This is a genomic window from Jeotgalicoccus sp. FSL K6-3177, from assembly GCF_038050175.1.
Classification (GTDB): Bacteria; Bacillota; Bacilli; order Staphylococcales; family Salinicoccaceae; genus Jeotgalicoccus; species Jeotgalicoccus nanhaiensis.
The window spans coordinates 2,097,734-2,117,562 of sequence record NZ_JBBOSK010000001.1; the positions used below are offsets into that span (position 1 = coordinate 2,097,734).

At 41.7% G+C, this 19,829-nt stretch carries 17 protein-coding genes; 3 read left to right on the plus strand and 14 right to left on the minus strand.

Annotated elements, in window-relative coordinates; genetic code table 11:
• Window positions 1–24 precede the first annotated feature (24 nt).
• Together MHH58_RS10715 and MHH58_RS10720 are read right to left on the minus strand one after the other, a co-directional pair.
• Complete coding sequence (locus MHH58_RS10715) at window positions 25–1,551, minus strand: AbgT family transporter (protein WP_135099481.1); 1,527 nt, start codon at window positions 1,549–1,551, stop codon at window positions 25–27.
• Window positions 1,552–1,695: 144 nt separating this feature from the next.
• A complete protein-coding gene (locus MHH58_RS10720) occupies window positions 1,696–2,805 on the minus strand; it encodes an NADH-dependent flavin oxidoreductase (RefSeq protein ID WP_341345873.1) in 1,110 nt (369 codons plus the stop codon).
• Window positions 2,806–3,019: 214 nt separating this feature from the next.
• Here MHH58_RS10720 and MHH58_RS10725 point away from each other — a divergent pair, with 214 nt between their 5' ends.
• Window positions 3,020–4,099, plus strand: a complete 1,080-nt coding sequence (locus tag MHH58_RS10725) for a branched-chain amino acid aminotransferase (RefSeq protein WP_341345874.1) — start codon at window positions 3,020–3,022, stop codon at window positions 4,097–4,099.
• A gap of 359 nt (window positions 4,100–4,458) precedes the next feature.
• Here MHH58_RS10725 and pdxR read toward each other — a convergent pair whose 3' ends face one another.
• A complete protein-coding gene (pdxR, locus tag MHH58_RS10730) occupies window positions 4,459–5,787 on the minus strand; it encodes a MocR-like pyridoxine biosynthesis transcription factor PdxR (protein WP_341345875.1) in 1,329 nt (442 codons plus the stop codon).
• 94 nt (window positions 5,788–5,881) lie between these two features.
• On the opposite strand from pdxR, the gene pdxS reads away from it, so the two are divergent.
• Entirely contained in the window at window positions 5,882–6,736 is an 855-nt protein-coding gene (gene pdxS / locus MHH58_RS10735; RefSeq protein ID WP_115885155.1) for a pyridoxal 5'-phosphate synthase lyase subunit PdxS, read from the plus strand.
• A 42-nt stretch (window positions 6,737–6,778) separates the two neighbouring features.
• Here the strand turns inward: pdxS and MHH58_RS10740 are convergent, their stop codons facing one another.
• From MHH58_RS10740 to MHH58_RS10760, 5 genes are read right to left on the minus strand one after another with little or no spacing between them, the layout of a single operon-like run.
• The gene (locus MHH58_RS10740; protein WP_135098912.1) at window positions 6,779–7,519 is read right to left on the minus strand and encodes a 2-keto-4-pentenoate hydratase; all 741 of its coding nucleotides are present in this window, start codon (window positions 7,517–7,519) and stop codon (window positions 6,779–6,781) included.
• A 55-nt stretch (window positions 7,520–7,574) separates the two neighbouring features.
• Window positions 7,575–7,910, minus strand: coding sequence for a cupin domain-containing protein (locus MHH58_RS10745; protein ID WP_135098910.1), 336 nt, complete (start codon window positions 7,908–7,910; stop codon window positions 7,575–7,577).
• 13 nt (window positions 7,911–7,923) lie between these two features.
• Entirely contained in the window at window positions 7,924–9,207 is a 1,284-nt protein-coding gene (locus MHH58_RS10750) for a TRAP transporter large permease (protein WP_341345876.1), read from the minus strand.
• Entirely contained in the window at window positions 9,207–9,677 is a 471-nt protein-coding gene (locus tag MHH58_RS10755; RefSeq protein ID WP_341345877.1) for a TRAP transporter small permease, read from the minus strand. The genes MHH58_RS10750 and MHH58_RS10755 overlap by 1 nt, the downstream gene beginning before the upstream one ends.
• Entirely contained in the window at window positions 9,670–10,671 is a 1,002-nt protein-coding gene (locus MHH58_RS10760) for a DctP family TRAP transporter solute-binding subunit (protein WP_135098906.1), read from the minus strand. The genes MHH58_RS10755 and MHH58_RS10760 overlap by 8 nt, the downstream gene beginning before the upstream one ends.
• 138 nt (window positions 10,672–10,809) lie before the next feature.
• Between MHH58_RS10760 and MHH58_RS10765 the strand changes: the two genes are divergently transcribed.
• Window positions 10,810–11,961 (plus strand): aminotransferase class I/II-fold pyridoxal phosphate-dependent enzyme, encoded by a 1,152-nt coding sequence (locus tag MHH58_RS10765; RefSeq protein ID WP_341345878.1) that lies wholly within the window; start codon window positions 10,810–10,812, stop codon window positions 11,959–11,961.
• Between the two features lie 226 nt (window positions 11,962–12,187).
• Here the strand turns inward: MHH58_RS10765 and lhgO are convergent, their stop codons facing one another.
• The 6 genes from lhgO to MHH58_RS10795 are packed head-to-tail and all read right to left on the minus strand — an operon-like array spanning window position 12,188 to window position 19,720.
• Window positions 12,188–13,384 carry an L-2-hydroxyglutarate oxidase gene (gene lhgO, locus MHH58_RS10770; RefSeq protein ID WP_341345879.1) on the minus strand — a complete coding sequence of 399 codons (1,197 nt, stop codon included), beginning with the start codon at window positions 13,382–13,384 and terminating at the stop codon, window positions 12,188–12,190.
• Complete coding sequence (locus MHH58_RS10775) at window positions 13,385–14,659, minus strand: (Fe-S)-binding protein (protein WP_135098900.1); 1,275 nt, start codon at window positions 14,657–14,659, stop codon at window positions 13,385–13,387.
• The gene (locus MHH58_RS10780; RefSeq protein ID WP_135098898.1) at window positions 14,652–16,058 is read right to left on the minus strand and encodes an FAD-binding oxidoreductase; all 1,407 of its coding nucleotides are present in this window, start codon (window positions 16,056–16,058) and stop codon (window positions 14,652–14,654) included. Before MHH58_RS10780 ends, MHH58_RS10775 begins: the two co-directional genes overlap by 8 nt.
• A 9-nt stretch (window positions 16,059–16,067) precedes the next feature.
• On the minus strand, window positions 16,068–16,802 hold the full coding sequence (locus tag MHH58_RS10785; RefSeq protein ID WP_341345880.1) for a FadR/GntR family transcriptional regulator: 735 nt from the start codon (window positions 16,800–16,802) through the stop codon (window positions 16,068–16,070).
• Window positions 16,756–18,708: a TRAP transporter permease gene (locus tag MHH58_RS10790; protein WP_341345881.1), complete on the minus strand. Its 1,953-nt coding sequence runs from the start codon at window positions 18,706–18,708 to the stop codon at window positions 16,756–16,758. The genes MHH58_RS10785 and MHH58_RS10790 overlap by 47 nt, the downstream gene beginning before the upstream one ends.
• On the minus strand, window positions 18,701–19,720 hold the full coding sequence (locus MHH58_RS10795; RefSeq protein ID WP_341345882.1) for a TAXI family TRAP transporter solute-binding subunit: 1,020 nt from the start codon (window positions 19,718–19,720) through the stop codon (window positions 18,701–18,703). The genes MHH58_RS10790 and MHH58_RS10795 overlap by 8 nt, the downstream gene beginning before the upstream one ends.
• Window positions 19,721–19,829: the final 109 nt, after the last annotated feature.

Below are 19,829 nucleotides of genomic sequence, written 5' to 3' on the forward strand. Positions count from 1 at the left end.
ATTTAAATATAGTATATCACTAATTTATTCCGGTAAATAGATTGGACCGTTCGGACCGACAGGCAGACCGATCAGGAACCAGATAATAATGAAGATTGACCAGGCAATCAAAAGCGCAATTGAATACGGCAGCAGGTTCGCGATTACAGTACCGAGTTTAATATCTTTCTGGTAACGCTGCGCATACATAATAATCAGCGGCAGGAACGGCATCATCGGTGCAATCGGATTCGTTACCGAGTCACCGATTCTGTAAAGCATCTGCGTAAATGCCGGATCATATCCCAGGAACATAAACATCGGAATGAAAACCGGTGCAAGGATCGCCCATTTGGCACTCGCTGAACCAATCAGCAGGTTTATTAGGGCTACGACAAGAATAAAACCGATAAACAGCGGAATACCTGTCAGATTAATCGTCTCGAGCAGGTCTGAACCGCCTACAGCGAGAATCGGCCCGAGATTACTCCAGTCGAAGTAGGCGAGCATCTGTGCTGCAAAGAACACGAGTACTATGTACTGTCCCATTGTTCCCATAGAATCTCCGAGCATTTTTGCAAAACCTTTGGTGCCGTCAATATTTTTCATAAGCATCCCGAATACGAGACCCGGCACAAAGAACAATATCGTAATCAGAAATACTGCTGAATCCATCAGCGGTGATTCCTGGAGTATTGAACCTGTTTCAGCATTTCTTAAAATACCGTCAGGCAGCAGTGTGGCAACTGCAATAATAACAAGAACAACAAGGGCAGATATATTCGCCCACATTAAGGATGTTTTCTCTTTTTTGGATAGAGGCTCCTCATCCACAGATGGTCCGTCGTATTTGCCGAGGCGCGGAATCGAAATTTTCTTCGCAACAAAGTAAATGATTACCATAAGGAATATTGCTGATACCGCAATGAAATAGTAGTTCATTGCTATGTTTCCTGTATAATCCGGATTGACGAGCTGGGCCGCAGGTTCAGTGAATGCCACTGCCAGCGCATCTGTCATACCGAGTATGAAGTTTGCAGCAAATGCACCGTTTGTCGCTGCATATGCCATAAATATACCGCCGATCGGATTTAATCCGAGACGGATAAAGATCATCGCCGCAATCGGCGGAAGAATTACCGGACCGGCATCACCTGCAACATTACTGATAATCCCTACGAAAATCACCATTGGAATAATTAAAAATGTCGGTGTGATTTCTAAAGAGCGTTTCATTAACGCTTCAAAATATCCTGTTTTTTCTGCGATACCGATACCAATCATAACGACCAGCACCATTGCAAGCGGCGGGAATGCTCCAAAGTTGTTTATCGCTTCGGTAAGTATCATTGCTATGCCGTCGCCGGATAATAAGTTTACAGCTTCAATCGTTTCCCCGTCAGCCGGGTTCTCAACCGATACGCCGAGCATACCGGCAATCCATGAAGCGACGAGTATTAAACCGGCAATCATCATGAATAACACTATAGGATCCGGGAGTTTATTACCCAGCTTCTCAATAGCATCCAAAAAGGACTGACCTATTCCTTTTTTCTTTCTTTCATTTTCCAAAAGCTGACACCCTTTTTTTAATAAGTAAGCCTTTTCACGCCGGCTTATAAAAAGAGTTTACTACACTCGGGGTAAAATAAAAACAAACCTTTGTAAATTCCATACAAAGGTTTGCAAATAATCAGATAATATTACTCTTTAATATTATTTTTTATTCTCTTTTAAAAAACCGAGTATATTCCACAGCGGTGCTGGAATCATTAATTTCTCATCATCGCCATCAATTAAAAATGTATTCGGCAATTCATTATTTTTTAACTGATTAACAAAATCAGGATTGATTAAATGCGCTTTGCCGACGCTCATTAAATCAAAACCGCTGCCGATTGCTTCCTCTGCATCTTCAGCAGATTTTATACCCCCGGCCCCCATTATCGGAATTTCTTTAAGTTTGTCGCCCGCCTTATCCAGATATTTTTCTAAAAGCAGCTGTTCATCTTCCGTATCGATAATCGATGTCCGCTGCCAGTTATTAATACTGAAGTGGAAATAATCAATCGAATAATCTGCCAGGTGATTCAGGAGATACATCGTATCTTCAAAGTTAATGCCCGGTTCTTCCAGTTCTTCCGGAGAGAAACGGTAGCCGATAATAAAGTCCGGTTTATTCAGTTCATCCGCTGCAGCACGTACTTTCTCTACGACACGTCTCGGGAAACGAAGTCTGTTTTCCCTCGTGCCGCCCCACTCATCCTCGCGTCTGTTTGAATGCGGCGAGTAAAATTGCTGCAGCAGGTATGTATTTGCCCCGTGCAGTTCAACACCGTCGAATCCCGCTTCGATTGCACGGCGTGCAGCATCTGCAAACAGTTGAATAACCTCTTCGATTTCTTCAATTTCCAGTGTTCTCGGCTCTACAGCATTATCTCTCAGCGCTGCGATACTGCTCGCTGAAATCGGCTGGCGTCCCATGTTTAATTCCGGTGTGCCCATGCGTCCTGCATGATACAGCTGAATAATCGCTTTCGATCCTTTGCTTTTAATGCCTTCTGCGAGTTTCTTCAAGCCGGGGATTTTATCGTCTGAATCAGCGCCGAGCGCCCCTTCGAATGCTCGCCCGTAATTGTCGATAAAAGTGCTTTCCACGATTACTGCTGCCGGCCCTCCGGCACGGCGGGAGTAATATTGAATCAATTCATCAGTAACCGAACCGTCATGAAATGAACATTGAGTCGTCATCGGTGCCATAACCAGGCGATTTTCAAATATTTGTCCGGATGATAATTGAACTTTATCGAATATATTTTTAGTCATAATAAATTCTCCTATCCTCTGCTGATAAATTAATTTTTCATGTATACACTCATTCTACATCTTATCTGCCGAAAATTACATATTACTTTAGTATGAATTATAAATTTAACATTAATTCAAAATTATCTGATAATATATTGCCTTTTACATCTCCAGCTGATACAATGATAACAATTTTCAAATTCCATAGAGATGATATAGGGGGACCCAATATATGACACAGCAACTTCAAATAACTAAAGCACGTACCTTAAAAGAAAAACCTGAAGTGGCGGGTATTCCTTTCGGCAGTTACTTTACAGACCATATGTTTTCAATGGACTATTCAGCTGAACTCGGCTGGCATGATGCGTCAATCGTGCCTTACGCGCCGTTCGAAATCTCACCGAGTGCGCAGGCGCTTCATTACGGTCAGACTGTCTTTGAAGGACTGAAAGCATACAATGTCGACGGAGAAGTTACTTTGTTCCGTCCGGATGAAAACTTTAAACGATTAAACCGTTCACTGGAACGCATGTCCATGCCTAAAGTCGACGGAGAATTTGCACTTCGTGCCTTAACTGAACTTTTAAAACTGGAACACGACTGGGTTCCTGACGGCGAGGGCCAGGCTTTATATGTACGCCCTATAGTCTTTGCGGATGAGCCGTACCTCGGAATCCGTCCCGCGAAAAATTATAAAATGCTGATTGTGTTGTCACCGGTAGCAGGCTATTACGGGGCACAGCTGAATCCAACAAGTATTTTCGTTGAAGATAACTATGTCCGTGCAGTCCGCGGCGGTGTCGGAGAAGCTAAGTTTGCCGGCAACTATGCAGCGAGTCTGACAGCCCAGCAAAAAGCAAACGACCTCGGCTATGAGCAGGTCCTGTGGCTCGACGGTGTTCATCAGGAATACGTTGAAGAAGTCGGCAGCATGAATATATTCTTTGTCAGAAACGGCGAACTGGTTACCCCTGAATTAAATGGTTCAATTCTTCCCGGTATTACGCGGAAATCATTAATCACACTGGCTGATGATCTCGGTCTTAACTTAGTGGAAGAACGTCTTCATATTGACGATGTTGAAGCCGGAATTAAAGACGGCTCAATTACCGAAGTATTCGGTGCCGGAACAGCGGCGGTAATCGCTCCTGTCGGTATTATGAACATCCATGGTACAGACTACAGAATTAACGGCAATGAAATCGGTGAAGTCACTCAAAAACTTTACGATCACCTGACAGGAATCCAGACAGGCAAGCTGGAAGATAAGCACGGCTGGGTGTATCAGGTCACCTCGATGGTAAAATAATATTTATGAACAGACCCCCGGTAGAGGACCGGGGGTTTTTGTCTTTTATTAAAAAATCAAGAGTTTTAGGGTTGGCATGATGGAGTTTCATATGTACCCCAGGCTTGTGGGGTTGGTATGAAGGAGTTTCATATGTATCCCAGACTTGTGGGGTTGGTATGACAGAGTTTCATATGTATCCCAGACTTGTGGGGTTGGCATGACCGGGTCTCATATGTACCCCAGACTCGCAGGGTTGGCATGACCGGGTCTCATGTGTATCCCAGACTCGCGGGGGTGACATGACCGGGTCTCATGTGTACCCCAGACTCGCAGAGTTGACATGACAGAGTTTCATATGTACCCCAGCTCCCCCATTTTCAAAGTTCTCCCAAAAATTCACCAAGAATCGCAACAATCTCTTCTGCGCTTTTCCCGCCTATCCCCACCAGTATCCTATCCTTAAAATCTTCAGCTGATGAATAAGCGGACATGCAGATAATCCTATGTTTTTGTGCTGCATGCCGAAGATCTGCACCGGGTACCCTGAGGACAAAGTGCATACCGGTATGCTCCCCGCCGATTTCAACTTCCGGATAATATTTTTTCAATTCCGAAACAGTCTTTCTCATTTTTTCCCCATAGAATTTACGGATCCGGTTTATGTGCCTGACTAGATATCCTCCGCTGATAAAGCGCGCGACAATATGCTGCATCTGCCTCGACACATTGCATGACAATCCGCTCTTATAATATTTTTCCGCCAGTTCCGGCGGCAGTATCATCACTGCAATTCTTAAAGATGGGTATATTGATTTCGAAAATGTATTCATATATATCGTCCGGTCATTTTGATCCAGCCCCTGCAGTGAAGACAGCGGGCGTCCTGTATAACGGAATTCACTGTCATAATCATCTTCTATTAAATAACTGTCTCGTTCACTTACTGCATTCAGCAGTTTAATCCGCTTATTTAAAGACATCACCGCGCCGCTTGGAAACTGGTGTGACGGAGTAATATGCGTCAGCTTGTTATTCAGCTCTTTAACCTTCTCAACATTAATCCCGTCCCGTTCCACCGGTGCTGTGTCGTAAGGTATGTTCAGCCTTTCGAGTACATTCTTTACTGTCGGGTATCCGGGATCTTCCAGCGTGATTTTCGGGTAACCCAAAAGATAAAGTACCTGCTCAAGCAGATGTTCTGTCGAAGGACCGATAAAAATCTGTTCCGTTCTGCACTGCACACCGCGATTTACATACAAATACTCACGTACAGCTTCTTTTAAAGCTGCTTCACCGCTTTTACTCCCGCTGTTCAACAATGATATATCTGCAAACACAGCTGCACTCAGCTGTTTAATCACATCATTCTGTACGATGGACGTATCCACTTCTCCTAAAGGCAGGACAGATTCCGATTTCTCCGGCATTTTAATAGCGGACAGTATTTTATCCTGCGTTTGAAGAGTTTCTGTCGGCATCACATAGTGACCGCTCTTTTTCTTTGTATAAATCATATTCTCATCAACCAGCAGATTATAGGCACGTTCAACCGTAGTCATACTCACTGATAAATCTTCGCTCAGCTGGCGTTTACTCGGCAATTTCACATCACTGGCAAGATGTTCATTTAAAATTTTCTTCTTAATATCCTGATACAGCTGTTCATATAACGGTACAGTATTTTCTTTATCGAGATTAATAAACATAAACTGACCCCTAACTTTTTATGTATTCTGACACTTATAGAATATCACATTGTATTCTAAACTTATATTAAATTAAGAAGAAAGAGGGATAAATATGGGACTGGCAGAAGAGTTAAAAGGCGGCGTTATAATGGATGTTGTTAACGCAGAGCAGGCGAAAATCGCAGAAGCAGCAGGTGCGGTTGCAGTTATGGCATTGGAGCGTGTACCTTCGGATATTCGTGCAGAAGGGGGAGTCGCACGCGCATGTGATCCGACAATTATCGAAGAGGTAATTAAGGCAGTATCAATACCGGTCATGGCTAAATGCCGTATTGGACATATTGTAGAAGCACGCGTGCTTGAATCGATGGGAATCGATTACATAGATGAGTCGGAAGTACTCACACCTGCAGATGAGGAATACCATCTGAAAAAAGATGATTATAAAGCCCCCTTTGTCTGCGGCTGCAAGGATCTCGGAGAAGCAGCAAGACGTATCGGTGAAGGCGCATCAATGCTGCGGACAAAAGGCGAGCCTGGAACGGGAAACATTGTTGAAGCAGTTCGTCATATCCGTTTAGTCAATCAGCAGGTCAAACAGATTTCTGTAATGAGTGATGATGAATTAATGACTGCGGCGAAAGACTTAGGCGCACCTTACGATGTGTTGAAACAGATTAAAGCTGAAGGTAAACTGCCTGTAACAAACTTTGCAGCAGGTGGTGTCGCGACACCTCAGGATGCCGCACTAATGATGGAACTCGGTGCAGACGGTGTCTTCGTAGGCTCCGGTATTTTCAAGTCCGAGAACCCGGAAAAATTCGCAAAAGCAATCGTCAAAGCGACCGAGAACTACACTGATTATAAATTAATCGGAGAACTGTCGAAAGAACTCGGAAGTGCGATGACAGGGCTCGACGTCCACAGTATGTCACTGGAAGAACGCATGGCGGAACGCGGCTGGTAATCAGCATCAGCTCAGAAAAATAAGCCTCTCGTTTTGAGAGGCTTATTTTTTAACTTCTATTTCAACCTTGCCAAATCCTTCAAATACTCCTTCATATTTTCCGGCTTCCAGCTTGACCGGCAGAATAAAAGTACCTGACGAAATAAATTGTCCCGCTTCAAGCCCTTTTCCCTGACTGCTGAGTTTTTCTATCAGCCATTTTACAGCATTAACCGGATGCCCCATTACTTCTGATGATTGTCCCCGTTTAATTTCTTCGCCGTTAAACAAAAGCCTGCCCGTGATATTATCGAGATCCTCGTAATCGGCAGATTTCGCTTCACCGATCACCACCGCTCCAGCCACCGCACAGTCAGCAACCACTTCATATTTCGATATATTCGGGAACCAGTTATTATATCTGCCGTCAGGAAGTTCAAGCGCCGGCGCCACAGTACATTTCGATAAAATACTTTCTGCATCGTCTGTGACACTCAATTTTTCGTTTACATAGAAAACCAGTTCCAGCTCCGCAAGCGGACTATTATAATCTGCCAAACTCATTTCAGTAATCACCTGGTCCGCAGTAAACGGACCGTAAACCGGTTCATTACTGTCAAACAGCGCCTGTGTTTCCGGGCTTGTCATACTGATTTTATAACCTTTTACAGTTTCATCCTGCATATTTAAAATTTCAGTCTGAATATTATAAGCCTCTTCAACAGTATCCGTTTTGATATCCTGTCCCGGCTTTAAAACAGTCCCGTATTTTCTTGCCTCATATAATCTTTCTGCATCTTTCATGCTACCCCTCCTGAATATTGCAATACAGTAAATATATCATAATATTCAGGTAATTCTAAAATATTATTGCCATCATTTTCAAAGGGGTATCTTCTGTATTTACCAAACCATGCGACTGTCCTTTCGTAATCACACAGCAATCCCCTTTTCCAACCGGTTTAAATTGTCCGTCCGAATCTTGAAATTCACCTTTTCCTTCTATTATATGATAAATTTCACTGTCATCGATATGCTGGTGGTAACCGATTGATGCATGAGCTTCAAGTTCAATTTCCAATACTTTACGAATTCCTTCGAAGTCTCTTTCCTTTATATAGGATGTTGAAAAAATACTGCCTTTACCATCAAATCTATTTTTTAATTCTATTGTTTCTTCCGGCTTAATAATCATTCAATCCGCTCCTTTATTTAAGTAAATTAGGTAAGAATGTTGAGATTGAAGGGATGAATATAATCAATACCACCATAATTCCTACAATTAACAGTACATGCAGTATATAAGGCAGCGTTTCTTCAATTCCCATCTTTTTATCTGTTACAGATGCGCCGGCAATCAATGAGAGCCCGACCGGAGGTGTAATATTCGCGAGGGCAAAGTTCATAATCATCACCATGCCGAAATGGACCGGATCGATACCGAATTCCATTGCAATCGGCATGAAAATCGGTGTTAAGAGCACAATCAGCGATGTGACTTCTGTCAGCATGCCCAATATTAATAAAATCAGTGACACGAGAAGCAGAAAGACCAGCGGCGAATCCGCAAAATTCAGGAAGAATCCGGATACTGCATCTGGAATATGATTCACAGTCAATACATATGTAAAGACATTAGCCATGGATATAATAATTAAAATTGTTGCCGATGTGACCGCTGAACCTGCCATAATCTCCTTAACCTTAGTCCAGTTCAGCTCTCTGTAAAACAGCGATAAAACAAATCCGTAAACGACCGCGATCACTGCTGCTTCTGTCGCTGTTGCATAACCTGAAAAGATACTGCCGAGAATAAATATAGGCGTCAGGAGCGGGAAGAACGCTTCTTTGGTTACTTTCCATAATTCCCGGCCGGATATTTTTTCCGTCCGGACTTCGCCGAATCCTTTCTTTCTGCTCATAAACCAGACATAAATACATAAGGCGAGCGCCAGCAGCACACCCGGTATAATTCCGGCAAAGAACAGGTCGCCGATGGAAATATTTGCGGTAATTCCAAGAATAACCATGGTGATACTCGGCGGAATAATCAGCCCGAGTACACCGGCCGGTCCGATAATACTCGCTATAAATGAGTTCGAGTACTTCTCTTCTTTCAATCTTGGCACAAGCACGGAACCGACAGCATAGGTGGTCGCGACTGTAGACCCGGAGACAGCTCCGAACAGAGCTGAGGTGACAACAGTCGTAATCGCTGTGCCGCCCGATAATTTGCCGACAAAAGCATTGGCAAAGGCCATCAGACGTTTCGTCAGACCCCCTTTCCCCATAATGTCTCCCGCCAGAATAAACAACGGAATTGCTAAATAAGAAAAATTATTAACTCCGGCAAAGCTGCGCTGAACAATAATTTCAAGCGGCACTCCGCCGATGAGCAGCATGACAAGACCGACAATACCGATAACAAAAGCAATCGGCATTCCGAGAAACAGCAGCAGAAAGAACAAAATAAGCATACTGACTGCGAGCATTATACCGCCTCGCTTTCATTCTGAGGTTTCCAGGCATTTAAGATTAAAAAGTACAGCGACAGCAGACTGCTGACCGGTATCGCCAGATAAAATACCGTCATCGGCAGCTGCAGCGTCGATGATGTAAAGTCGAGTGACTGATAAGAGAATATAAAGCCGTACACTGTCAGCACCAGAAAGAACAGGCCGAGCAGTATATTAACTGTTAAATATAAGTAAGGCCGCAAACTGTCCCCTGCGCGTTTTACAAAGAAATTTACCGCCAGATGCCCACGTTCATAAACAGCGACACTCATTCCAAGAAAAGTCATCCAGACCACTAAAAGACGGGACAGTTCTTCAGTTCCCGGCATGGAGTAATCAAAAAATCTCGATACGACCTGCGTCAGTACGATCAAAGTAAGCAGTGCAATCACAACTGCACATGCAATATATAAAACTTTCACCAATGCTTTCGTCATATTATTCATCTTCCCCCCATCCGGAATTTCTGCGGTACATATCCATCATTTCCTTGCCGAATACTTCCTCTTCCCATTTGTCATATACAGGCATCATTGCTTCTCTGAAGGCTTCTTTATCAACATCATCGTTAACTTCCATCCCATTTTCGGCAAGAAACTCTATATGCTCCGACTCTGTTTCGTCATTCGCTGCTTGAATTCCTTTCGAAATTTTATCGATTTCATCTGTGAGTATTTCCTGATCTTCGGCACTGATTTCCTCCCAGGTTTCTCCGTCGATTACAATCATGACCGTGTTATAAAAATGGCCGGTCAGCGATAAGTAGTCCTGTACTTCATTAAAACGCGGTGCAACGATATTCGCGAGCGGATTTTCCTGCGCATCAAGCGCGCCCTGCTGCAGTGCCCCGTATACTTCACTGAAAGCCATAACTGTCGGCAGGGCTCCGGCTTGCTCAAACGTATCGACGCGAAGTGCTGTTTCCGCCACTCTGATATTCATTCCCTTTAAATCTTCCGGCTGGACGACCGGTCCCTCATTGTTTGTTACGTGGCGGAAGCCCCATTCTAAATATCCCGCCGTATGCATACCATATTCTTCAACAATATCTGCTATGTACTCTCCAAATTCACCGTCATAAGCATCTCGCGCTTCCTGCTCGCTCGGCCACATGTACGGCAGATCTTCTATAGCCAGCCTCATATCCATAGTCTGCATAGAACCGACCATTACCGCAAGGCCGTTCATTGCCCCGACATCGACCTGCTGGAGCATTTCCGTTTCACTGCCGAGCTGTGAATTCGGATAAATTTCAAATTTCACCCTGCCCTCCGTCTCTTCTTCCACTGCTTCAGCCATTTCGTTGATTTGCATTGCCTGATTCGTATCCGGCGGCAAAGCGTGTCCAAACTGCAGCGTGATACTGCCGTCGTCCTTGCCGCATGCCGCAAGGAGCAGTAAAAATGATAAAACACCTGCCAGTAACGTATATTTTCTCATGACCCTGTCAGCTCCCCTTAGTTATTTTCTAATAATTATAAATTAAAATGCAATATTATACAAATAAGAATTCGATTTGCTTTTTATTAACTGAAAATTCTATAATAGATAGAATAGTTCATTATAGGAGTGAAACACATGCCAGAATTAAATCCGCGTGCGACAGCTTTATCCATCCCGGGAATCAGAGTCTTTTCAAACCAGGTTCAGCTTTTTCATGACGGTGTCAATTTAACCATCGGACAGCCTGATTTTCCTACACCTGAAAGTGTGAAGGAAGCGGCGATTACAGCCATCAGCAATAATAAAACCGGTTACTCTTTAAACGCCGGTATCGTCGAACTGCGGGAGGCCGCTGCAGACTTTTTTGCAGAGAAGTATAATGCGCATTACACTGCTGATGAAGTTGTCATTACAAACGGCGCGAGTGAAGCACTCGACTCAGTCCTCCGCACGATTTTAACCGAAGGCGATGAAGTCATTATTACCGCCCCTGCATACCCAGCCTACGAATCGCTGATTAAATTGAATGGCGGTGTTGTTAAATATCTCGATGTCAGCGATACACAATTCATTCCGGATATTGAAAAGCTGGAGGCTTTAGTTACTAATAACACTAAAGCTGTGCTCTTAAACTATCCATCTAACCCGACAGGCGCATCTTTATCGGAAAAAGACGTAAAAAATATTGCGGATTTTATCAGCAGCCAAAATCTTTTCCTCATCAGCGATGAAATTTACAGTGAAAATGTTTATGAGAATCAGCATATTTCGTTCGGCAGCATAGAAAATATACGCGATAAAACGATACTCATTCACGGTGTGTCGAAATCACACTCGATGACCGGCTGGAGAGTCGGCTATACATTATCACCAAGACATTTAAGCGATGAAATATTGAAAGTGCATTTAAATAACTCAATCTGTGCAGCGGTGCCGAGTCAGTATGCAGCACTTGAAGCACTGACGAATGCCCGCGATTATCCGAAAGTAATGAATAAAGAATTCTTGAAACGCCGTGATTATGTTTACAGCAGACTCATCAAAATGGGATGTACAGTCGAAAAACCGGGTGGTGCTTTTTACATCTTCCCCGACATCTCGTTTACGGGAATGGACGACTGGGACTTCGCGACAGCATTGCTGAAAGAAAAACATATGGCAGTCGTTCCGGGCTCCGCCTTCTCCGAACACGGCGCCGGCCATATCCGCATCTCGTTTGCGAGCTCAATTGAAACGCTTGAAGAGGGCATGAACAGATTGGAAGCATTTGTAGAGAATTTGATTTAATAAATAATAAAAAGGTTCACCGGAAACTTTCGGCGAACCTTTTTTCGATTAAACAAGTCTATATTTCTCACGGCGGCGCGAGAATATGTGCTGTGTGCCGCCGAGGGGTTCTCGGTGGCACAGGATTACGTGTTGCGCGTCGCCGTTAGTTTTCGGTGGCACAAGATCACGCATTGTGTGCCGCCGTCAGTTTTCAGTGGCACGAACATTTAAATTAATAATTTTTTTAACTAAATTTGAAATTAAAACGCTGAGCAATTTCTTTCCCTATTTCAATTGAGCATGTTGCCGCAGGTGATGGTGCATTCAGCACATGAATACTGCGGTCATTTTCTTCAAAGTAAAAATCATCCAGCAGTGTGCCATCCGGTTTCATTGCCTGGGCTCTGACTCCTGCTTCCATAGGTGTTATCTCACTCGCTTTAATAAGAGGAATTAATTTCTGCGCTGCTTTAACAAATGCTTTTTTATTAAATGATCTGTAGTATTCTCCAATTGCTTCTTTAACGTTCTTTAATCCCATTCGATAAAGTCCCGGGAATGATAAAATCTCTAATGTCTCAGATTTATCAAAACCAATTTTCTTGTAGGCTTCTTTTTTAAATCCAAGCACAGCGTTCGGACCTACATCCACACCCCCGCCAACCATATTTGTAAAATGCACTCCAAGGAATGGCAGCTCAGGGTTTGGTACCGGATAGATTAATGTTTTAACGTATTTCTCCGCATCTTCATTCAGTTTAAAGTACTCCCCTCTGAACGGGATTATCTTAACGTCAGTATCAATCCCGCTCAACTTAGCTAGTTTGTCACTGTACAGACCTGCACAGTTAACAAGGTAATCTGCTTCATAAACGGTTTTGTTCGTCCTCACTTCAATCGTATCTGCGTTATTTTTTACCGCTTCAACTTTATTATTGTAATGAATTTCCCCGCCGTTATTTATAAATAGTTCACCAAATTTCTCAGTGACTTCACGGAAATTAACGATACCAGTATTTTTCACATGAATACCGCCGACAGTATTAACATACGGCTCGATTTTGCGTACCGTTTCTCCATCCAGCAGTGTAACATCCAGACCGTTTTCTACACCACGCTTATATAAATTTCGCATCCGGTCCAGTTCTTCTTCCTCAGTTGCTACGATTACTTTTCCGCACTGGTTATACTCTACATTATGTGTTTGACAAAACTCTATCATTGACGCCGAACCATTTTTCGCAAATTCCGCTTTATAAGAGCCCGGACGGTAATAAATACCGGAGTGTATTACTCCGCTATTATGTCCAGTCTGATGTTCGGCAGCTCTCGACTCTTTATCCAATACAATAATTTTTTTGGCAGGGTTCAATTCAGATAATTGATATGCCGTACTCAAACCAATTATCCCTGCACCCACAATTAAAATATCTGCTTTCACTTATTCCACCCCGCAAGCTTCTGCAATGACTTCTACTATGTGTTTCACTGCGATTTCGTTACTCAATCCTTCGCGTTCCACTCCCAGCTGCATCTGAATATGACAGCCCGGATTCGAAGTGATTATTAAATTCGGTTTTGATATTTTTACATTATTCATTTTTAAATCTAAAATCTGCATGGATTCATCGAAATGCAAAATATTATATATCCCTGCAGACCCGCAGCATAAAGATTTTTGAGGCATTTCTATATAATTAAGCTGCGGAATTTTGTTGATTAGTTTTAACGGATCGTTGAATACTTTCTGGACATTCTCAAGATGACATGAAGGCTGATACACTGCATTTTTATCGATACCATGGACTAGATCCAAATCGATTAATGCCATAATCTGCGAGATGTCTCTAACTTTATTCGTGAATTCCACGGCACGTTTATGCCAATCAGTTCCCGGCTCAAAAAGCTTATCGTACTCTTTTAAAGTTGCTCCGCACCCGCCGATAGTATTAACAATATAGTCAAAGTCATATTTTTCGTATGCCGCGATATTCTTCATGGCAAGTTCCACTGTCTGTGCCGTCTCTCCTGCATGATGCTGAAGTGCACCGCAGCATCCCTGTTTCGGTATATTCGTTACCTGTACATAGTGTTTCTTCATAATCTTAACGGCAAGTTCATTAATGTTTGCAAAGAATGAGTCCATGATACATCCCTGAAAAAAGCCAATCGATAAATCATTACGCCGAAACGGATTAATATTCCGTGTAATCCTTTTACTCAAAATAACATCCGGCATCGCTTTATTCATTTGGTTAAATTTCTTAACCGGCTTGAGCAGATTATAATTTTTAACGACTTTCTGCATACCCGATACCTGATAAGCGTACAGTCCTTTATTGATAATTCTTAATACGTTTTTGTTTTTCAAAGCAAACTTAAAAGCTGCTGTTCGATTAACCTTCTCTATGACACCCATGTCTTTATTCTCTTTTAATACTTCTACAGCAGACATCAGTATGTCTCCATATCTGACATTAGTCGGGCAGACTGTTTCACAGGCTCTGCAGCCTAAGCACAGATCAATCCCTTCCTGCATATCTTCAATGGTTATTTTACCTTTCGCAGCCATTTGAACAAGATTAATTCTGCCTCTCGGTGAGTGTTTCTCTTTTTTGAACGCTATATATGTCGGACAGACTGGAAGGCAGTAACCACATTGCACACAGTCATAAGTAGCTTCAATATCCAGTTTATTCAATAATGCATTAGCCATTTCGCAACACTAACCTTTTTTCTCCTTTTTCAGGGAATATTTTGCCTGGATTTAAAATATTTTTTGGATCCAGGGCTTTTTTAATCGCTTTTTGAAAATCTAGACCATCATCGCCAACTTCATTTAGCATAAATGCTTTCTTCATCGTCCCTATCCCATGTTCTCCCGATAGCGTACCGCCAAGCTCAATCGCATAGTTAAATATTTCTTCAACTGCAAACTCAACTCTTTTCACTTCTTCTTCATCTCTCATATTTGTGTTGATTGTAGGATGTAAATTACCATCTCCTGCATGTCCGAAAACAACAATATTAAGATTGTACTTGTTCTTTATTTCATCAATTTTCTTAAACATATCCGGTATTTTACTTAGCGGTACTGTTGCGTCTTCAGATATTTTTGTATATCCGCTTGTCACAATTGCAGGAGAAACCAGTTTGCGCACCTGCCACAGTTTTTGTTCCTGCTCTTTATTTTCTGCAACCTGAACATTAGAAACTCCAATTTCTTCTAACGCTTTTTTGATAACTGCAAGTTCTTTCGGCAGAACTTCAGGATCGCCATCCACTTCAACAAGGATAATTGCTGCTGCATCTCTTGGAAGATTCAACTCTGCATAATCTTCTACTTTATTTATTGAATTTTGATCTAGAATTTCCATTTTAGAAGGTCTTACACCTGCAGTCAGTATTTTAGAAATTGATTTACCTGCGGTATATAAATCATCAAAAATAACCATAGCAGTCATCGTATCCAAAGGTTTAGGTATTAAGCGCAAAGTCGCTTCAGTAATAATTCCAAGAGTTCCTTCAGAACCGATAAGCAATTTGGTCAAATCATAGCCCGTCACGTTCTTTACAGTGCTGCCGCCTGTTCTAATCAGCTTTCCTGCAGCAGTAACGACTTCCAGACCGATAACATAATCTTTTGTCACACCATACTTCACGCCTCTCGGTCCTCCAGCGTTTTCAGCCAGATTCCCACCAATAGTACAAATCGAAGATGATGATGGATCTGGAGCGTACATTAAATTATAATGTTCAGCCAACCTATGAATATCGCCGGTTTTCACACCCGGGCTAACCTTTATAATCAAATCATCTGGATAAATCTCAAGTTTTTGAGTCCACTGGGAGAAATCCATCACGATACCGCCGTGAACTGGCAGAGGCCCGCCGGATAAACTGGTACTCGCTCCTCTTGGATAAATTGGAATTGCAAATTCATCAGCAATTTCAACAGTTTTTTGTACTTCTTCAGCACTTAATACCTGAACCACTAAATCCGGTATATGCTGGCCAAAAGAAGCGTCATAACTGTATGAAACTCTTTCGTCTACCGCCTTTAGCAATCTTTCTTTAAAAATCTTATTTAATTTATCTATTATTATCTTTTCCATATAAACCACCTAAATTCTATCGTCACCGAGTTTTCTTCTCATATTAAATAAATGTTCTTTCATTAAATTGGCTGAAAGTTCCGGATTCTGTTTTTTAATAGCATCATAAATAATTGCATGCTCATCATAAACCTGTTCTCTTTTTCTTGGTTTTCCGACATTTAATTTAAGAGAAAACTCAAGTGCATCACGGTGTACTGATTGCAGATTCTTAAATGTCTGAATCAGGTAATCATTCTGGGTCGAAATAACCACAGCTTTATGAAAATCATAGTCAGCTTCCATACCTATAATCTGCTGATTAGTAGTGATTTTCCTAAAATGATTTAAGGCTTCTTCAATTTTTAAAAGATCATCTTCAGTTCTGCGTTCTGCTGCGAAATATGCTGAGCGGACTTCTATTACCGTTCTCATTTCGAGTAAATCAAAGAGCTCTTTTTTATTGAAAGTTCCATAAGTAAATTTTTTGACCTGTTCCGTAACAGATGTATTTTTCACATACGTTCCTTTACCTTGGCTTGATTCTACATAACCAATGGAAATTAATTTACTTAATGCTTCCCTGATTGATACCCGGCTGACCTTATAAAAATTAGCCAGTTCATTTTCGGAAGGGAGCTTATCGCCAATCTTATAATCCCCCCTTTTTATTTGTTCGACAAGGTTGCCGAATATCAAATCAGATAATTTCTCTTTTTTAATAGGCTCCATCGCTCGTTTCCACCTTTTTTCTGCTTCTTGCATAATGAATCATCATAACTGCAACGAATAAAATGATACCTATTACATCCATCATAGTATCAGTTGTAATCAATAAGAAAGCTACTGCTATCATTGCTATTTGTTCAACGATATTTAATCGTGTTTTAACAAATTTGCCTAAACCGACTGCCAGTGCATAAACCCCAATTAGAGCTGTAATAATAACGATTAACAGTCTAAAATAATCAATAGGCCCTTCTGTAGTATCCAGTAATAAAATAGGATCATACGCAATAATAAAAGGTATTATAAACCCTGGTAAAGCTAATCTGAGTGCGGTCCACGATGTCTTCATCGGATCAGAGTTGGCTATACCCGCCCCTGTATATGCTGCTAATGCAACTGGAGGAGTTACGTTTGACATTGCACCGAAGTAGAAGACAAAGAAATGTGCTGCAAGCGGTGTAATTCCTGCCTGAACAAGTGCCGGTGCTGCTGTTACTGCTACAACGATATATAAAGCCGTCGATGGCAAACCAAAACTAAGTACGATACACGTTGCCATTACCATCAGGAGAATAAGGAATAAATTCCCTCCAGCTATATCAATAACGTTATATGCCAGCATTGAACCAACACCGCTCATTGAAACTACGGCAATAATGATTCCTACAGACGCACAGGCAATTGCTACCTGCACTGATCCTCTCGCACCATCATTAAGTGCTGCAAAAAACTTGGTAATAGTAATTCTGTTCGATTTATCTCTCGTTAAATACGAAGTAATTATTGCAGCAATTATACCTGCAAATCCTGCCATTATTGCAGTACGTCCTGTAAGCAGCACTGCAAATACAACTAAAATCGGTATCAGCAGAGCTCCTCTCTCAAGCAGTACTGCTTTAACAGCAGGAATATTATCTTTACTTAAACCTTTCAGACCTAATTTCTTTGCTTCAGTATCCACAGCAAAGATTAGTGCAATATAATACAGCAATGCAGGAATAATACCTGCCACTACTATTACTGTGTAAGGCACACCTAAAAATCCTGCCATAATGAAAGCAGCTGCTCCCATAATAGGAGGCATAATCATACCACCTGTTGAAGCTGCTGCTTCAACACCTGCGGCAAAACGAGGTTTTAACCCAATGCTTTTCATTAAAGGGATCGTGAATGCTCCTGTTGTCGCAACGTTAGCAACAGCACTTCCGTTCAATGTTCCTGTTAATGCGCTCGTGATAACTGCAACTTGTGCCGGCCCGCCACGTCGCTGTCCTGCAATTGCAAGTGCTAAGTCATTAAACAATTTACTTGCTCCACTGGCGCTTAAGAACGCTCCAAATAATATAAAGAGTACAATATAAGTGGAAGCAATAGATAAAGTACTCCCGAAGATACCGTTTGATGTCATGTAAATTCTATATAACAGTCGTTCCAGACTGAAACCGGAATGTGCAAAATCTATTGGGAAGTAAGCCCCGTAAACTGCGTATATCATTGCAAGTACACTTAGGATTGGTATAAACCATCCGATTGAACGACGTGTGATTTCAAATAGTACTGCAATACATACTACGGCAAAAATGTAGTCTAAAGTGCTTGCTTGCGACATTCTTTCCACATGCAAATTTGTATAGTTTAACGTAATATATCCAATCGATATAATACCAAGTACAGCTAATCCTAAATCTAAATATGAAAATTTTTGTCCCGGTTTTTTCTTGTTCATAGGATAAATGAAGAAACCGAGAACGATGATGAGAATAAGAAAAATTGTATTTCTGTAAAACTCTTGTATATTTAAATAACTCGATGTTATTAATACAAATAGCGCAAGTATGATTCCGATAATTGCTGCTGCTTTAGCTGGCCATCCTTGTAAACGTCTTTCTCTGTATTCTTCAGGTGATATTTCTTCCGTTACAGCTTCTTGAATTTTACTCATCTTTCTCAGCCTCCTCTTCTAGTTCAGCAGGTTTTAGGTTTTCCGGAATGTCCAGACCCTGCTCTTCAAAGTACTTGTAAGCACCTGCATGAAGTGGAGTATTTAATCCTTCAAGTGCTGTTTCAACTTTCATTTCTCTCGCTGAGTTATGAACGCCAATCATAAACTCCTGATTCTCATAAAGAAGTTTCGTTAAGTCATAAACAAAATCTGTTTCCATCTCAGGTGTTGCAACAAGTACGTTTGGCTGGGCAATAGTCTGAATATCTTCTTCCTGCCTTGGATAAGTACCTGCTTCAATCGTATATGGATACCAGGCGTTAGCCACAGAGTTTATCTGTTCAAGCTGTTCGTCAGTCACTTCTAAAATACTTGCCTGTAAATTACTCGCAAACATGTCTGTAATTGCGGAAACCGGAGTTCCTGCCGGTAACGAGCCGCCGTCTAAGCGTCCGTCACGCATAGAAGAAATAGTATCATCATACCCGAGATACTCCGGCCTTATATTGCTCTTATCTAGTTCGATACCTTCCATCATGGTCAAGGTGGATTGTTCAGTACCGCTTGCTTGCGGACCAACAGAAAAAGAATTGCCTTCAATATCAGAAATGTTTCCGGAATCGATTTTATTGTTCATAATGACAAAGTGTTCAACATTCGGCCAAATCATTCCAATTGCCCTTAAGTCTTTATATTCGTTTCCTTCAAAAACACCGCTGCCTTCATAAGCTTGTGTCGAGATAAGATTCTGCAAAATGGACATATCAGCTTCCCCATTTTTCATTAAATCAATATTTTCAACTGATCCCGCTGATGATTGCCCATTAAATTTAATGTTTTGATCACGATAATATTCTGTCCAGAGCTGTCCCATGCCAACTCCTATTGGATAATATGTTCCCCCTGTTGATGCTGTTGCAATATTATAAATTTCTTTCTTTTCAAAATTACAACCTGCCAAAACACTTAATGTTATAAACAAAATTGTAATTATTGATAAACTCTTCTTCATAAAGTCTATCCCCCTTTGTTTTGTATGCGCTTACACTTGTAATACAATATGACAATCTTACAACAACCTATCTAAGAATTCAACGTATTTTCTGACATTTCTCAAGTTT

Bases quoted from the DNA above. Each gene is read 5' to 3' on its own strand.
- MHH58_RS10720 (WP_341345873.1), bottom strand. From the start codon at position 2,805: ATGACTAAAAATATATTCGATAAAGTTCAATTATCATCCGGACAAATA.
- MHH58_RS10725 (WP_341345874.1), top strand. From the start codon at position 3,020: ATGACACAGCAACTTCAAATAACTAAAGCACGTACCTTAAAAGAAAAA.
- pdxR (WP_341345875.1), bottom strand. From the start codon at position 5,787: ATGTTTATTAATCTCGATAAAGAAAATACTGTACCGTTATATGAACAG.
- pdxS (WP_115885155.1), top strand. From the start codon at position 5,882: ATGGGACTGGCAGAAGAGTTAAAAGGCGGCGTTATAATGGATGTTGTT.
- MHH58_RS10740 (WP_135098912.1), bottom strand. From the start codon at position 7,519: ATGAAAGATGCAGAAAGATTATATGAGGCAAGAAAATACGGGACTGTT.
- MHH58_RS10745 (WP_135098910.1), bottom strand. From the start codon at position 7,910: ATGATTATTAAGCCGGAAGAAACAATAGAATTAAAAAATAGATTTGAT.
- MHH58_RS10750 (WP_341345876.1), bottom strand. From the start codon at position 9,207: ATGCTCGCAGTCAGTATGCTTATTTTGTTCTTTCTGCTGCTGTTTCTC.
- MHH58_RS10755 (WP_341345877.1), bottom strand. From the start codon at position 9,677: ATGAATAATATGACGAAAGCATTGGTGAAAGTTTTATATATTGCATGT.
- MHH58_RS10760 (WP_135098906.1), bottom strand. From the start codon at position 10,671: ATGAGAAAATATACGTTACTGGCAGGTGTTTTATCATTTTTACTGCTC.
- MHH58_RS10765 (WP_341345878.1), top strand. From the start codon at position 10,810: ATGCCAGAATTAAATCCGCGTGCGACAGCTTTATCCATCCCGGGAATC.
- MHH58_RS10775 (WP_135098900.1), bottom strand. From the start codon at position 14,659: ATGGCTAATGCATTATTGAATAAACTGGATATTGAAGCTACTTATGAC.
- MHH58_RS10780 (WP_135098898.1), bottom strand. From the start codon at position 16,058: ATGGAAAAGATAATAATAGATAAATTAAATAAGATTTTTAAAGAAAGA.
- MHH58_RS10785 (WP_341345880.1), bottom strand. From the start codon at position 16,802: ATGCAAGAAGCAGAAAAAAGGTGGAAACGAGCGATGGAGCCTATTAAA.
- MHH58_RS10790 (WP_341345881.1), bottom strand. From the start codon at position 18,708: ATGAGTAAAATTCAAGAAGCTGTAACGGAAGAAATATCACCTGAAGAA.
- MHH58_RS10795 (WP_341345882.1), bottom strand. From the start codon at position 19,720: ATGAAGAAGAGTTTATCAATAATTACAATTTTGTTTATAACATTAAGT.